Genomic DNA, 14090 nt, shown 5'->3' with positions numbered 1-14090 from the left:
ACGGACTATCTGCTCGCCAGCGTCGCTACAAGATCGCTGAAACGTTCGCCCTGGATGCTGACATGCTGGCGCAGGAGCGTGCGCGCCTGCTCCGCGTCGCCGGCGAGGATTGCTTCCACGATCGCGCCATGCTCGGCGAACGATGTGGCAACGCGGTTGCGCACGCGCAGTTGCAGACGCCTGTAGGGCTGCAGACGGCGATGCAGTGCGACGCACTGCTCGGCCAGAAAACCGCTGTGGCTGGCAGCGTAGATAGCTTTGTGAAAGCGTTCGTTATCGTAATAGTAGGCGTCGCTGTTGCCGGCCGAAGACGAACGCTCGCAATCTGCATGCGCGGCCAGGATGGTTGTGCGATCGGCATCGGTGAACCGTCGCGCGGCCAGCGAACCGGCCAAACCTTCAAGTTCCGCCATCACCTCGAACATTTCGAAAATACGGTGCGGTCCCGGATCGATCACCACGGCGCCCCGGCGCGGCCGGATCTCTATCAGTCCGATCGCGTTCAACTGCATCAGCGCCTCGCGCACCGGCGTTCTCGAGACGCCGAAGCGTGTGGCCAATTGCACCTCGTCTAGTCGTGCACCGGGGGCGAAGTCGTTCGAGATTATGCCGTTTTCAATCTCGTCACGTAGGCGCTGAACGACATTCTCCGACATTTTTGGGCCTTCCAATGCAAAACGATAAATCTTGTATGCAAGAGCATTGACTTTGCGTACAAGGATGTTTAAGAACGATACCACAAAAGGCAAGTCGCACACAAATGTGTGGACGCATCCGAGCACCAGCACGCGTCGAGACCGCGCGGAGGGTCTGCTTGCGTCGATTTCGACTTTGCCGGGAGGGACTCCGACATGGCAGGCATCTCGTTCTTTAGCGATATGGTGCAAAGCATCACCGATCGGGGCCGCAGGCTGCTTGCGGCAGGGGCGCGCAGCGAGCCGGTCCAAGCCGAAACCAATATCGAAACACTCTGCGACATGCTTTTGTCGAGCCGGGGCGAAGCCTCGGGCATGGCATTGGCCGCCGAGGTCCTTCAGCGCTGGGCCCAACTGGACGCTGCCGGTCAGCAAGACTTCGTGCGTATGCTGCACGAACAGTTCGGACCAGACATCGCCAAGCTTGACAAAGCCATCGAGCGCTACCGCAGCGACAGGAGTTCGGACGCCGTCATCGAACTGCACCAAGCCGCCGAGCCGCGTCGCCAGGAACTGGTGCGCAGACTGAACCTTGCCCCCAGAGGCACGGCAAGGCTGGTGGAGATGCGCGAGCGCCTATTAGCCATGAAGGATGCGACGGAACCGTTTCGCGCCGTCGATGCCGACTTCGCCCACCTGTTCGGCTCATGGTTCAACCGCGGTTTTCTGACCCTGCGTCCGATCGACTGGTCGACGCCAGCCGACATCCTGGAGAAGATCATCAGATACGAGGCGGTGCATGAAATCGCCGGCTGGGAGGAACTGCGGCGGAGGCTAGCTCCAGCCGACCGCAGGTGCTTTGCGTTCTTCCACCCGCGGCTCGCAGACGATCCGCTGATCTTCGTTGAGGTTGCGCTGACCAAGGCGATTCCCTCTGCCATCGCTGATGTGCTCGATGTAAACCGTTCGCCGATCACAGCCCAGGACGCCACCACCGCTGTCTTCTATTCGATCTCCAACTGCCAGGACGGACTGCGCGGCATCTCTTTCGGGAACTTTCTGATCAAGCAGGTGGTGGAGGATTTGCGCCGCGACCTGCCGGGCTTGAAGACCTTCGTGACGCTGTCGCCGGTTCCGGGTTTCGCTGGCTGGCTAGCAAGACTGCGCAAGGCGACCGATGCGCGCCTCGATGATCAGGCCCTCAAGACGCTCGAGCTGCTGGACGATCCGAGCTGGGCGGACAATCCGCAGAAGGCACGGGTCGTTGAAGCTGTGCTCCTCCCGCTCGCCGCACGCTATTTCATTAGGGAACGAGCCACCGGCAGACGGCCTGTCGATCCTGTGGCGCGTTTTCATTTGGGCAACGGCGCTCGCCTTGAACGGCTGAACTTCCTCGCCGATCGCTCCGCCAAGGCGATGCGGCAGTCCCACGGCTTGATGGTCAACTACTTTTACAAGTTGGACGACATCGAGGCGAACCACGAAGCCTTGGCGCAACATGGCGAGATCGCTGCTTCGCCGGAGGTGAGAAAACTGGCGGCAACCGCTTCGACCGACACCAGTATCGGCGCCCCGGTTCGTCGACGGCGCACCGAAATGCAGAAAACCTAATAAGCAAATTGGGAGGAGTTCAATGAGCAATCACCTGTTCGACGCCATGCGAGCATCCGCCAAGTCAGGCGAGTCGATTTTCATCGAGACTATTGATGGTCAGCGTTGGACCTATGGAGATGCGCTGCGGCTCTCCGGACAGATCGCCAGCGCAATTGATGTGCTCGGCGTTCGCCCAGGCGACCGCGTCGCGGTCCAGGTGGACAAGAGCCCGCTGGCTCTGATGCTCTATCTCGCATGCGTGCGCTGCGGGGCGATCTATCTGCCGCTGAATACCGCCTATACGCTGGCTGAACTCGACTATTTTATCGGTGACGCCGAACCGCGGCTCGTCATCGTCTCCTCGAAGTCGCGAGCTGATGTCGAAAGGATCGCGCACGGCTACGGCGCGATTGTCGAAACACTCGATGCGGACGGCTCCGGGTCGCTCATGGAGTTGGCCCGGGACGAGTCTGCCGATTTTCTCGACGCGGCGCGCGCGCCTGACGATCTCGCCGCGATCCTGTACACATCTGGGACCACCGGCCGTTCCAAAGGCGCAATGCTGACGCACGACAACCTTTTGTCCAATGCAATAGCACTGCGCGAATGCTGGCAGCTGACGGCAGCCGACCGGCTGATCCACGCGCTGCCGATTTTTCACACGCATGGGCTCTTCGTGGCGACCAATGTCACGCTCATCGCCGGCGCCTCGATGTTTCTGCTGCCAAAGTTCGAGCCGGAGGAAATCCTTTCTCTGATGCCGCGGGCGACGCTGATGATGGGCGTGCCGACCTTCTATGTCCGGTTGCTTCAGCATGAGGGCCTGAACCGGGAGACGGTCGCCAACATTCGGCTGTTCATCTCCGGCTCGGCGCCGCTGCTCGCTGAAACGCACGCCGCATTCAAGCAGCGCACCGGTCACGCCATTCTCGAACGCTACGGCATGACCGAAACCAACATGAACACCTCAAACCCCTATGACGGCGAGCGAAGGGCAGGGACAGTAGGTTTCCCACTACCGGGCGTGTCGGTGAGGGTCACCGATCCGGCCACCGGTGAGACGCTCGGACCAGGCGAAACCGGCATGATCGAGATCAAGGGCCCGAACGTTTTCCGGGGTTATTGGCGGATGCCCGAAAAGACGGCTGCGGAGTTCACCAAGGACGGCTATTTCATCAGCGGCGACCTCGGCAAGATCGATGAGGCGGGCTATCTCCACATCGTCGGCCGCGACAAGGACCTGGTGATCTCCGGCGGCTATAATATCTACCCGAAGGAAGTCGAGGGTGAGATTGATCAACTCGACGGTGTCGCCGAGAGCGCAGTCATCGGCATTGCACATCCGGATTTCGGCGAGGGGGTGACGGCCATCGTGGTACTCAAGCCCGGTGCCACAATGGACGAAAAGGCCGTGCTCAACGCGCTGCGCGACCGCCTCGCGCGCTACAAGCAGCCGAAACGGGTGATCTTCGCCGAGGACCTTCCGCGCAACACCATGGGAAAGGTGCAGAAGAACCTTCTGCGCGACCGGTTCAGCAACCTTTACATGCCCGCCTCCTAGGAGGCGCTGACGACCCTGCGTTGGGGCTTGGGAGCGAGACCAACGCAGGCTGATCTACCACCGATGGAAATGAGAACGGGCGCCTGAAGGCGTTTCCCGAGGGAGGAAGCTATGAACATCCAGATTCTGTCGATCGCGCTGCTGGTCGGCATGTTCGTGATCGCCACCATCCAGCCGATCAATATGGGCGCGCTCGCCTTCGCATGCACCTTTCTGGTCGGCTCGCTCATCATGGCGATGAAGCCGGTGGAGATATTCGCCGGTTTTCCGAGCGACCTGTTCCTGACACTGGTCGGCATTACCTACCTGTTCGCCATCGCCCAGATCAACGGCACCATCGATTGGCTGGTCGAGGGCGCGGTCAAACTGGTGCGCGGACATGTGGTGTGGATTCCCTGGGTCATGTTCCTGGTCGCCGCCGTCATCACCGGCTTCGGTGCGCTCGGACCCGCGGCAGTCGCCATCCTGGCCCCGGTGGCGCTGGGTTTTGCGTTTCAGTACCGCATCAATCCGGTCATGATGGGATTGATGGTTATTCACGGTGCACAGGCGGGCGGCTTTTCGCCGATCAGCGTCTATGGCGGCATCACCAACCAGATCGTCGAAAAGGCGGGGTTGCCGTTCGCGCCGACATCGCTGTTTCTCTCCAGCTTCTTCTTCAACCTGGCCATCGCCGTCCTCGTCTTCTTCGTCTTCGGCGGCTCGAAGGTGCTGCGTAAGCATTCGGTCGCCTCGGGACCGTTGCCTGACCTCCACCCCGAGGGCGTGACGCAGTCAATCGTCGGCCACGGCGGCACGCTGGCTACTCCGATCAGCCATCACGTCTTTGAGGAGCAGACGAAAAAAGTATCGGCGCTTTCCGGCCTGACTATGGAAAGGTTGACGACATTGATCGGCCTAACCGCGCTCGCAGTCGGCGCGCTTGTCTTCAAGTTCAATGTCGGCCTGGTTGCGATCACTGTCGCGGTCGCGCTGGCGCTGCTCTCGCCGAAGACCCAAAAGGCGGCGATCGACAAGGTCAGCTGGTCGACGGTGCTCCTGATCGCCGGCATCATCACCTATGTCGGCCTCATGGAGAAGATCGGCACGATCGACTACGTCGCCCAGGGCATTTCGAGCCTGGGCATGCCGCTGCTGGTCGCACTCCTCCTCTGCTTCACCGGCGCCATCGTATCGGCATTCGCCTCGTCCACGGCATTGCTGGGAGCCATCATTCCGCTGGCCGTGCCCTTCCTCCTGCAGGGACAGATCAGTGCCATAGGCGTGGTTGCCGCGATCGCGATCTCCACCACCGTCGTTGACACCAGTCCGTTTTCGACCAACGGCGCGCTGGTCGTCGCCAATGCCCAGGAAGCAGAGCGCGAGGGCGTGCTGAAGACGTTGCTGATCTACAGCGCGCTTATCGCCATCATCGGCCCTGTCATCGCCTGGCTGGTTTTCGTGGTCCCCGGGTTGGTTTGAACGGTCGGCCGCTTTCCGGACATTCCCAATCAGTCTGGCCGCTCCGGTGCAATCTGACCGGCGGCCAGGCTTGACCCCGAACCTGATCTGGTCGGCGTCAACAAGAAAAACGGCGGCGCAGGTAGAACTGATTCCCTATCAAGGCTGGGCCGATAGCGCCGCCGGCCCTGCTTGGCTCGCTGCTCATGCGGCGGGTGAGGGCGCGTAGCGGCTGCCCAGCGAATAGCGGCTGCCGACATAGGTGAGCTTGTTGACGGTGGCGACGGCCGCGCCCGACCAGGTTCGCCGATGCAAGAGCAGGCAGGGGTCGCCAGGTCGGATCATCAAACGGCCGGCGGCCACCTCGTCGGCGGCGACGGCCGAGATCACATGCTCCACTTCCGTCAGCGGCGTCGCCCGCTGCAGATAGTCGTAGGTGGTGGTCGCCACGAAATTTTGCCGATGGTAGTCCGGTGCGAGCGCCGGATTGACAAAGCGTTCCTCGAGCTGGACGGGCACATCGTCTTCGAAATGCACGATGATCGAATGGGCGACCGGTCTGCGGCGCGTGAACTCGAAGGCGACGACGAGGTCCAGCGCAGGGTGGCGGATCTTCTCGAGGACAACGACCTCGGCCCTGTGGCGTGCGCCGCGCGCGGCGATCTCGCCGGCGATGTTCCTGATTTCGATGAGGGCCGATTGCGGTTTCGGCGGCGCCACAAAGGTGCCCACGCCCTGGATGCGCAGCAGGTGGCCTTCCGAGGTCAGTTCCCTCAGCGCCCGGTGCACCGTCATCCTCGAGACACCGAGCGTGCTGACCAGCTCGTTTTCGGAAGGCAGCCTGCGGTCCATCGGCCAGTTGCCGCTTCCGATGTTGCCGAGCACGTAGTCCTTGACCTTTTCGTAGAGCGGTCCGGCGGTTTCGGGAAGCCTGATCATCCTCTCTCCATGCGGACGATGGTCTTCAGGCCGCCGCTCGCGCCGGCGATCAGGCGCTGGTAGGCGGCGGGAATTTCGCCGATCGCGATCTCGTCGGAGACGAAGCGCGACAGCGCGGGCGCGAGATCGCCAAGCATCGCGACGGCCGGCGCAAGCTCGTCGGCGAAGGCGTGGCAGCCGACAAGCGCGATTTCGCGCTCGACCAGCAAGTTGGGGTCGAGGTCGAGGCGGCCATGCGAAATGCCGACCAGCGCCAGCGTGCCGCCGCCGGCTAAAACATCGAGCAGCCGCGCCATCACCGCCACGCTGCCCGTCGCGTCGATGGCATGGCGTAGATTGGGGGCATGGCGCAGATTGGGATCACAGGGCAGGGCGTCCAGGTCGACGACGGTCGCGCCGCTCACCTTGGCCACAAGCTCCGCACGCGCCGCATTGCGGTCGGCGACGAGGACCGGTCTCTCGCCCGGCCGCGACAGCAGCAGTGCAGCCAATCCGCCGATCGGGCCGCAACCAGCGATAAGCACCGGCGCTCCGGCCGGCGCCGCCAGCCGCCGCACCGCGTGCAGGGCGACCGCCAGCGGCTCCGCCATGGCGGCGATCGCGGGATCGAGCGCGGCGTCGTGGCGCACAAGCAGCCGCGCCGGCAGCTGCGTCTCTTCCGCGAAGCCGCCGTCGCAGACCTCGCCTACAAAGCCCAGTCTGGCACAGAAATTATGCAGGCCGGCCCGGCAGGCGGGACACTCGCCGCACCAGAAGCGCGAATCGGCCACGACCCGGTCTCCAAGCGCAAACTGGGACACGCCGGCCCCCACGGCGATCACCTCGCCGGCGAATTCATGCCCGGCGACGCTCGGCGCGCGGCTGATCCACTGACCGGTGCGGAAGTTGTGGAGGTCGGAGCCGCAAATGCCGGCGGCCGTCACCCTGAGCCGCACCCAGCCAGGCGCTGGTTCGCCGGGAGATGGCACGTCCTCGACCCGCAAATCGCCCGCCGCATGGAGTCTGGCCGCCTTCATCATCCGCTACCGCGCCAGATATCGGTCGCGCACGCCGGAGACGGCGTGTTCATGCGAGGAGAAGCCTTCATAGCGGGCAAGTGTGCGGGCATGGCGCGCGAATTCCGGATAGGCCGCTTCCGTCACGTAGCCGATGGAAGAGCGCTTGACGAAATCCGTGACCGAGAGCGGCCCACAAGTACGCGCCCAGCGACTGGTCGGCAGCACGGCGTTGGGGCCCAGCCCGAAATTGCCGATCGAGACCGGCGTGTGCGGCCCCATCAGGATCTCGGCAGCTTCGGTGATGTGGCCAAGGTGCGCGAAGGGATCGGTGGAAAGGATCTCCAGATGCTCCGGTGCGTAGTCGTTGATGAAGCGGTAGCTCTCCTCGATCGAGGCCGTCAGCACGATGCCGCCACAGGCCCCGGTCAGGACCGCGGTGGAGAACGCGACCCGTTGCTCGGTCATGCGCGCCCAGTGCTCCGGCAGCGCCGCCAGTGCCTCGTCCGCCACGCGGCGGCTGTGGGTCACCAGATAGGCCGACGAGTCCGGTCCGTGCTCCGCCTCGATGAGGAGGTCGAGCGCGGCCAGTCCGCCATGCACGCTGTCGTCGGCGAGGATGATCGCTTCGGACGGACCGGCGGGAAGGCCGGGATCGATGACGCCGGCAAGCAGCCGCTTGGCCGCAACCACCCAGGGGCTGCCTGGTCCGACGATCTTGAGCGCGGCCTTGATCGTCTCTGTGCCGTAGGCGACCGCGGCGACCGCTTGCGCGCCGCCGCATTTGTAGACCGTTTCGACGCCGGCGAGGCGCGCCGCAACCAGCGTCGCTGCGTCCACCAAACCATCGGGCGCCGGCGGCGTGACGATGGCAAGCTCCGGGACGCCCGCCACCACTGCGGGCACTGCGGTCATCATTGTGACCGAAGGGAACGCCCCCTTGCCGCGCGGGACATAGAGCGCCACCGAGCGGATCGGCGTGAAGCGGTCGCCGGCAAAGGCGCCGGGCCGCATTTCCTTGAGCCACATCGCTTCCGGTTTCTGCTCTTCGTGGAAATGCCGGATGTTGTCGATGCCGAAGCGAATGGCGGCGATCACGTCCTCGTCCACCATGCCGAAGGCGGCGTCGAACTCTGCGGGGCTGACCTTCAGCCGCGTGGCGTTGAACTCTGCCTTATCAAAGTCGCGGGCGAAGCGGACGAGCGCGGCGTCGCCTTCTGTTCGGACCGCCTCGATGATCGGTGCGGCCTTCTCCATGAAGCCAGAGAGATCGGTCTCTGAGCGCCGCATCAATGCCGCACGACTGGCGGCGTCGAGTTGGCTCAAATCGTGGAATGATACGTTTGGCATAGGATTTCCTTTGCGGCCCGACGAGCCGGCTTTCCTCATTTCGATTTCAGGAAGATGTCGAGCCCGACCAGCCTGTCGAGCAGGAAAACGGCGACGCCAGAGCAGGCGATGAAGACCACAGAGATCGCGGCAAGATCCGGCGTGATGATCGAGCGGATGGAGTTGTAGATCAGCACCGGCAGCGTCACGATACGGGCATCGACGAGCAGCAGGCTGACCAGGAATTCGTTGAGCGCAAGGATGAACATCAGCAGCGAGCCGGTGATCACCCCCGGCATGACCGCTGGCAAGGTGACGGAGAAGAACACCTGGAGCGGCGGCGCGCCGCAATTGGCGGCGGCCAGCTCAAGGTCCGGGTCAAGCCCGGTGGCACTCGCCGTGACCGCCCAGATCATAAAGGGCAGGTTGATGACGCAGCAGGCGATGCCGACCGGCCAGAGCTGGCCGAGAATGCCGGCGTTGCCGAAGATCAGCATGAGGCCGATGCCCGATCCGATCAGCGGGATGGTAAAGGGCAGCAGCAGATAGATTTGGATCGTCTTCTCAAAACGCACCGCATATTTCGCCAGCGCGATGCCGGCCAGCGTGCCCACGGGAATGGCAACCATCGTACAGACCGTCGCGACCTGGAGCGTGCGCAGGAAAGCGTTGCGCAGGTCGGCGGCCTGCGAAATACGCGCGTACCACCGCAGCGACAGCCCATCCGGCGGAAAAGTGATGATGTTGCCGCCGGTAAAGGAAGCGCCGAGCACCACGATCGTCGGCGCCGAAAGGGTCACCAGGGCGATCGTCACCAGGGTCCACAGGACAATCGATTTGCTGCGCGAGCCGCTCACACCCGGGACCTCCCCATGGCGAGCGTTCCGGCTCCAAATAGCGCGAATACCAAGCCGACAAGGATTGACCCGAGCGCGACCAGCATAAGCGCCAGCATCGCGCCGAGACCCTGGTCGGAGGTGCGGAAGAACTGATCGTAGATGGCGTTGGCGATGAAATCATGCGAGCCGCCGCCAAGGATTGCGGGGACTGCGAAATCGGTGAGTGAAAGCGTCAGCACCACCACGCCGGCGCCGATGAAGCCTGGACGAGCGAGTGGCAACACGACGTGGATGAACGTGCGAACCCAGTTCGCGCCGAGCGATCCAGCGGCTGCCTCCAGCTCTTCGGGAATGGCGGTGAGTGCCGGCGCGAGCATCAGTACGGCAAAGGGCAGCATGTACTGGACGAGGCCGAACAGCACGGCGGGATAGTTATAGATGAGCCGCATCGGGGCGACCCCGACAAGGCCGAGCGCCTCGTTCACCATGCCCTGGTTGCCGAGGATGATCAGCCACCCATAGGCACGCACCACCTGGCCGATGAAGAAGGGCAGGAACAGCGCAATCAGCAGGAATTTGCGCAATCCTGGCGAACGCGTGCGCACCATCAGATAGGCGTAGGGAAAGGCGAAGACGAGCGTCACCGCGGTGACGATCAGGGCGGCGACCAGGCTGCGCTGCGCGACAACCAGGAACAGCGGCTCGGTCAGCGCGCGGCGGAAATTGGCGGTCGAATAGTCGTCGGAAAACTGGAAGGTGGTGGTGTCGAGCGTGCGCAGGCTGGCATCCGCGATCTGGATGAGACCAAGCACGAGCAGCCCGACAAGCAGCACCGCCGGAAGCAGCATCAGATAGGGCGTAGCGCGCCTGAACCGCGCCGGCCAAATAGCGGCGGCAACGCCTTCCAACGCATCCATGATGCGCCATGTCAGGGGATAGGCTGTCCTGGCTGCCCGCATGAAAAATCCGTAACCGACGTCGTGAAGGAGCCGGTGCCGCCAGCGCAGCACCGGCCGACCCGGCGTCAACCCTGCATGATCGCCTTGAACTTGGAAAACCACTCGCTCTCGTTCTCGACCTGGATCTTCGACGAGATGCGGATGAGGCGCTGGAAATCCGCTTCGGTGGTCGGATAGGACGGATCGCCCACCAGATCCTTGGGCGGCGTGAGGCCCGGCACCACGCCCGGCAAGCCAAGCCCATCCAGCCATACCTGCTGGGCTTCCTTGGTCAGGGCGTGGTTGATGTACTGCTTGGCCCAGTAGAGTTCGTTTTCCGGTAGGCCTTTGGGGATCCACAAACCGTCCGTGTCGAATTTCGCACCCTCTTCCGGCACCACCCATTCGATTTTGACGCCGTTCTTGCGCGCCTCGCGGGCGTTGGTCGAGATGGTGCAGGCGGCGTCGATCTCGCCGTTCTGGAACCAGGTGGTGAAGTCGGGATCTTCGCCGAGCAGCGGCTGCTGCGCCTTCATCTTGGCGATGAAATCCCAAGCCGGCTGCATGTTGCCCGGTATGTCCTCCAGCTTGCCGCCACCGGCGACCTGGGCGGGGAAATGGAAGCCGATGCCGTCATTGTAGAAGGCAAGCCGACCCTTGAACTTCGGGTCGAGCAGGTCTTTCCACGACTTCGGCGGTCCGTCCGGGAACGCCGCAGGTCGATAGGCAAGCACATAGACATAGCCGTAGGTGTTGACGATGGGGAAGCCTTCCAGGCCGGCCGGCTTGGCAAGGTCCGTGACATTGGCGAGGTTCGGCAGGTCGGAGAGGTCTTCCGTCACGCCGCGCAGTGCCGATTTCGTGGCATTGGTGGTGGTGTCCCAGTTGATGTGGATCGGCGGGACCCGTTTCTGCGCCACGGCCGCCCAGACCTTGGGCTGAATCTCGTTGTCTTCGGTCAGGTCGTGACGGACAGCAATCCCCGTCATTTTGGTGAAGCTGTCGGACACGCCGGCCTTCAGGCTGTCCACCCAGCTGCCGCCCCAGGCGCGCACGATGATCTCCGCCGGCTTTTCCGGTTCCTGCGCATAGGCGCCGCGCAGGCCGAGCGCCGAGGCGCCGCCGAGCGCGGCGGTGGCCTGAAGGAAGGTTCTGCGGGAAAGATGGGATAATGTCGGCTTAAAGCGCTTCATCTGCATTCTCCTCTGGGTTTGACCGGTTTCCGGTTCTATCGAAAAACAAGCATGTCCCTGGCATTCCACCCCAGGAACACGCTTTCGCCTATGTCGAACTGCGTGTGCGCGGCGGGGTCATGGTCAAAAACGCGAATGACCTCGTCGCCAATCGCGGCGCAGGCTACCTCGTAGACCATGCGCTCGCCTTCGAAGATGGTGTCGGTCACAGTCCCGGCCAGCATGCAATCGAGCTTCGACAGCTGAGCAGCATCGCCGGCGAGGCGGATCTGTTCGGCGCGGATCGCTCCCGACGCCTTGTCGCCCTCGGCAGGTGGATTGACCGGATCGCCGATCTTTCCGGCAAGCATCAGATCACCTCGAAGGATGGAGACGTCGCCTGCTTCCGAGACGGCCCGTACCGTGCCGGCAATGAAGTTGGTGACGCCGATGAAATTGGCGACGAAGGCGTTGCGGGGCTGGCGGTAGGTGTGGATCGGCCGCGCCTTCTGCTGAATTTCGCCCTGATCCATGACGACGATATCGTCGGAAACCACCAGCGCCTCGCGCTGGTCGTGGGTGACGTTGATCGTGGTGACGCCGAGCTCGCGCTGGATGCGGCGGAATTCGAGCTGCATTTCCTCGCGCAGCTTGCGGTCGAGTGCAGCCAGCGGCTCGTCGAGAAGCAGCAGGTCGGGCTCGAACACCAGCGCGCGCGCAATCGCGACGCGCTGCTGCTGCCCGCCCGAGAGTTCGTGAATGCGCCTGCCGCCGTAGCCCCCGAGCCGGACCAGCGCGAGATATCGCTCGACGCGGTCGGGAATGGTGCGTGCGTCGCGCCGACGCATCTTCAGCGGGAAGGCGACATTCTCGGCCGCCGTCATATGAGGAAACAAGGCAAGCCTCTGAAAGACCATGCCGATCGACCGCTTGTGCGGTGGCACCGCGCTCACCGCTTCACCGTTGATGAAGATCTCGCCGCTGCTCGGGGTCTGGAACCCGGCGATCATGCGCAGGAGGGTTGTCTTGCCGGACCCAGACGGCCCGAGAATGGTGAGAAACCGGCCCTTCGGCAGATCGAAGGACGCATTCTTGACGGCTTGAACCCCATCGAAGTCCATCCCGACGTTGCGGACCGTGACGGCGATTTCCCCGCCGCCTTTCGCTTCGTGCGAAGCTGCGGCCCGGAAAGGCTCCTGCATTGGGGTTCCCCTTTTGTCGCCGGTCGCATGCAAGAACGTCCAGCGTGCCGGGTGGTATATACAACCATATACAAGCTCGGTCTACACAGTACTCGTTGCGCCGCATCTCAGTCGCTCAGATGGATGCGAGATAGCCGCCGTCGACCGGGAGGCAATGCCCGGTGACATAGGCTGATGCCCCACTCGCCAGGAACACAACGGCTCCGGCCAGATCCTGCATCGTGCCGAAGCGCCGCTGCGGGATCTTGGCCAGCATCGCCGTCTGCCAATCGGGATCCTGATAAAAGGCGTCCGTCATCGCCGTATGGAAATACCCCGGAGCGATGGCGTTGACGCGGATGCCGAGCGATGCCCATTCCGCGGCCAGCGCGCGCGTCATGCCCAGAAGCCCGGACTTGGACGAGCCGTAGGGCACCGCGGTCGGAATGCCGACATAGGAGGTCAGCGAACAAAGATTGATGATCGCGCCACCACTCCTGTCGGCAGCCATCCGCCGCGCCGCAGCCTGCGCGCAGAAGAAGGCGCCCTTCAGATTGGTCGATACGATGCTGTCCCATACCGCCTCGTCCACGTCGAGCGAGGGCTGGACTTTTTCGTAGCCGGCGTTGTTGACCAGAACGTCAAGCCGACCAAAGGCATCCGCCACCTCGTCGACCACCACGCGGATGCGATCGGTATCGAGCACGTCCAGAGACCGGCAAAGCGACCTTCGCCCGTGTGCGCTAATTCGGTCCGCCGTCTCACGAAGGGAATTTTCGTCGCGGGCGGTCACCGCCACATCGGCACCGGCAGCCGAGAGCGCCTCCGCCATGGCCTGGCCGATGCCGCGGCTGGCGCCCGTCACCAGCGCCTTTTTTCCCGTCAGGTCGAACAAGCGAGCGGCGTCCATGGCGGTTTCCTGCATTCCCAAAAAACCCATGCGGTCGGATTGGAAACGAACACCAGTTGCGGCCGGTTGTCTATACATGTTGCGCTATTGCGGGGGTGCCGCCAAAACGGCGCGGCGCCGGTTTGCGGCGATCGGCTGGACGACGGCATCCCGGATCGCCCGCCATCAGAACGCCATCAACTGGCGTCTCTCTAGAAAGGCGATCAAGCTCTATCAACGGCAAAGGGAGTCCCACATGGTCGAACCGCGGATTTCCGTGCGCAGCGCAAAGGCGCGTGATCTTGCGCATCGGCTGGCCCGGCGCGAGAACCGCTCGATCACCGACGTGGTTGAGCGCGCTGGAATCCTATGAGGTCCGGCAAGCCGGTCGTGAGCCGGCGTCGACGTTCTACTCGCGTATCGGTAGCGCTTATGGCGTCGAAATCGACCTTGAAGCAGCGATCCGGGGCGCTCGGCAGGTTGATGCAGGACCTGAGCTTTGATTTTCCCTGCTGCCAGGGTCATTTCCGAGACGCTGAGTAAGTCGCCCGAGCCTGCCTTGATCGCATGGTTGTTCGC

Annotated in this window: 12 protein-coding genes and 1 pseudogene; 4 read left to right on the top strand and 9 right to left on the bottom strand. The window is 63.3% G+C overall.

Annotation, left to right across the window (positions count from 1 at the left end; translation table 11 throughout):
• Positions 1-5: 5 nt before the first annotated feature.
• On the bottom strand, positions 6-656 hold the full coding sequence (locus NMG70_RS02490) for a GntR family transcriptional regulator (RefSeq protein ID WP_254023061.1): 651 nt from the start codon (positions 654-656) through the stop codon (positions 6-8).
• Positions 657-851: 195 nt separating this feature from the next.
• Between NMG70_RS02490 and NMG70_RS02485 the strand changes: the two genes are divergently transcribed.
• The 3 genes from NMG70_RS02485 (at position 852) to NMG70_RS02475 (ending at position 5250) form a co-directional block, all read left to right on the top strand.
• A complete protein-coding gene (locus NMG70_RS02485) occupies positions 852-2246 on the top strand; it encodes a malonyl-CoA decarboxylase (protein ID WP_254023060.1) in 1395 nt (464 codons plus the stop codon).
• A 22-nt stretch (positions 2247-2268) separates the two neighbouring features.
• Complete coding sequence (locus tag NMG70_RS02480) at positions 2269-3789, top strand: malonate--CoA ligase (RefSeq protein WP_254023059.1); 1521 nt, start codon at positions 2269-2271, stop codon at positions 3787-3789.
• A 111-nt stretch (positions 3790-3900) separates the two neighbouring features.
• Complete coding sequence (locus NMG70_RS02475; protein ID WP_254023058.1) at positions 3901-5250, top strand: SLC13 family permease; 1350 nt, start codon at positions 3901-3903, stop codon at positions 5248-5250.
• Positions 5251-5433: 183 nt separating this feature from the next.
• Here NMG70_RS02475 and hutC read toward each other — a convergent pair whose 3' ends face one another.
• The 8 genes from hutC to NMG70_RS02435 form a co-directional block, all read right to left on the bottom strand.
• Positions 5434-6168 carry a histidine utilization transcriptional repressor HutC gene (gene hutC / locus NMG70_RS02470; protein ID WP_254023057.1) on the bottom strand — a complete coding sequence of 245 codons (735 nt, stop codon included), beginning with the start codon at positions 6166-6168 and terminating at the stop codon, positions 5434-5436.
• On the bottom strand, positions 6165-7184 hold the full coding sequence (locus NMG70_RS02465) for a zinc-dependent alcohol dehydrogenase (protein WP_254023250.1): 1020 nt from the start codon (positions 7182-7184) through the stop codon (positions 6165-6167). The genes hutC and NMG70_RS02465 overlap by 4 nt, the downstream gene beginning before the upstream one ends.
• A gap of 6 nt (positions 7185-7190) precedes the next feature.
• Complete coding sequence (gene hisD / locus NMG70_RS02460; protein ID WP_254023056.1) at positions 7191-8513, bottom strand: histidinol dehydrogenase; 1323 nt, start codon at positions 8511-8513, stop codon at positions 7191-7193.
• A 35-nt stretch (positions 8514-8548) separates the two neighbouring features.
• On the bottom strand, positions 8549-9349 hold the full coding sequence (locus tag NMG70_RS02455) for an ABC transporter permease (RefSeq protein WP_254023055.1): 801 nt from the start codon (positions 9347-9349) through the stop codon (positions 8549-8551).
• Positions 9346-10290 (bottom strand): ABC transporter permease, encoded by a 945-nt coding sequence (locus tag NMG70_RS02450; RefSeq protein WP_254023054.1) that lies wholly within the window; start codon positions 10288-10290, stop codon positions 9346-9348. Before NMG70_RS02450 ends, NMG70_RS02455 begins: the two co-directional genes overlap by 4 nt.
• A 65-nt stretch (positions 10291-10355) precedes the next feature.
• A complete protein-coding gene (locus NMG70_RS02445) occupies positions 10356-11462 on the bottom strand; it encodes an ABC transporter substrate-binding protein (protein ID WP_254023053.1) in 1107 nt (368 codons plus the stop codon).
• A 35-nt stretch (positions 11463-11497) separates the two neighbouring features.
• Positions 11498-12643 (bottom strand): ABC transporter ATP-binding protein, encoded by a 1146-nt coding sequence (locus tag NMG70_RS02440; protein WP_254023052.1) that lies wholly within the window; start codon positions 12641-12643, stop codon positions 11498-11500.
• A gap of 115 nt (positions 12644-12758) precedes the next feature.
• Positions 12759-13532, bottom strand: coding sequence for an SDR family NAD(P)-dependent oxidoreductase (locus tag NMG70_RS02435; RefSeq protein ID WP_254023051.1), 774 nt, complete (start codon positions 13530-13532; stop codon positions 12759-12761).
• A gap of 235 nt (positions 13533-13767) precedes the next feature.
• Between NMG70_RS02435 and NMG70_RS02430 the strand changes: the two are divergent.
• Positions 13768-14014 (top strand): annotated as a pseudogene (locus tag NMG70_RS02430) (plasmid stabilization protein).
• Positions 14015-14090 lie beyond the last annotated feature (76 nt).

The sequence above is a fragment of the Mesorhizobium ventifaucium genome (genome assembly GCF_935822925.1).
Classification (GTDB): Bacteria; Pseudomonadota; Alphaproteobacteria; order Rhizobiales; family Rhizobiaceae; genus Mesorhizobium; species Mesorhizobium ventifaucium.
The sequence above is the reverse complement of the archived record's forward strand: the minus strand, read 5'-3'. Positions and strand labels throughout refer to the sequence as shown.

What these genes read in the sequence shown, in the direction of transcription:
- NMG70_RS02490 (WP_254023061.1), bottom strand. Translation starts at nt 656, where the DNA reads ATGTCGGAGAATGTCGTTCAGCGCCTACGTGACGAGATTGAAAACGGC.
- NMG70_RS02485 (WP_254023060.1), top strand. Translation starts at nt 852, where the DNA reads ATGGCAGGCATCTCGTTCTTTAGCGATATGGTGCAAAGCATCACCGAT.
- NMG70_RS02480 (WP_254023059.1), top strand. Translation starts at nt 2,269, where the DNA reads ATGAGCAATCACCTGTTCGACGCCATGCGAGCATCCGCCAAGTCAGGC.
- NMG70_RS02475 (WP_254023058.1), top strand. Translation starts at nt 3,901, where the DNA reads ATGAACATCCAGATTCTGTCGATCGCGCTGCTGGTCGGCATGTTCGTG.
- hutC (WP_254023057.1), bottom strand. Translation starts at nt 6,168, where the DNA reads ATGATCAGGCTTCCCGAAACCGCCGGACCGCTCTACGAAAAGGTCAAG.
- NMG70_RS02465 (WP_254023250.1), bottom strand. Translation starts at nt 7,184, where the DNA reads ATGAAGGCGGCCAGACTCCATGCGGCGGGCGATTTGCGGGTCGAGGAC.
- hisD (WP_254023056.1), bottom strand. Translation starts at nt 8,513, where the DNA reads ATGCCAAACGTATCATTCCACGATTTGAGCCAACTCGACGCCGCCAGT.
- NMG70_RS02450 (WP_254023054.1), bottom strand. Translation starts at nt 10,290, where the DNA reads ATGCGGGCAGCCAGGACAGCCTATCCCCTGACATGGCGCATCATGGAT.
- NMG70_RS02445 (WP_254023053.1), bottom strand. Translation starts at nt 11,462, where the DNA reads ATGAAGCGCTTTAAGCCGACATTATCCCATCTTTCCCGCAGAACCTTC.
- NMG70_RS02440 (WP_254023052.1), bottom strand. Translation starts at nt 12,643, where the DNA reads ATGCAGGAGCCTTTCCGGGCCGCAGCTTCGCACGAAGCGAAAGGCGGC.
- NMG70_RS02435 (WP_254023051.1), bottom strand. Translation starts at nt 13,532, where the DNA reads ATGGACGCCGCTCGCTTGTTCGACCTGACGGGAAAAAAGGCGCTGGTG.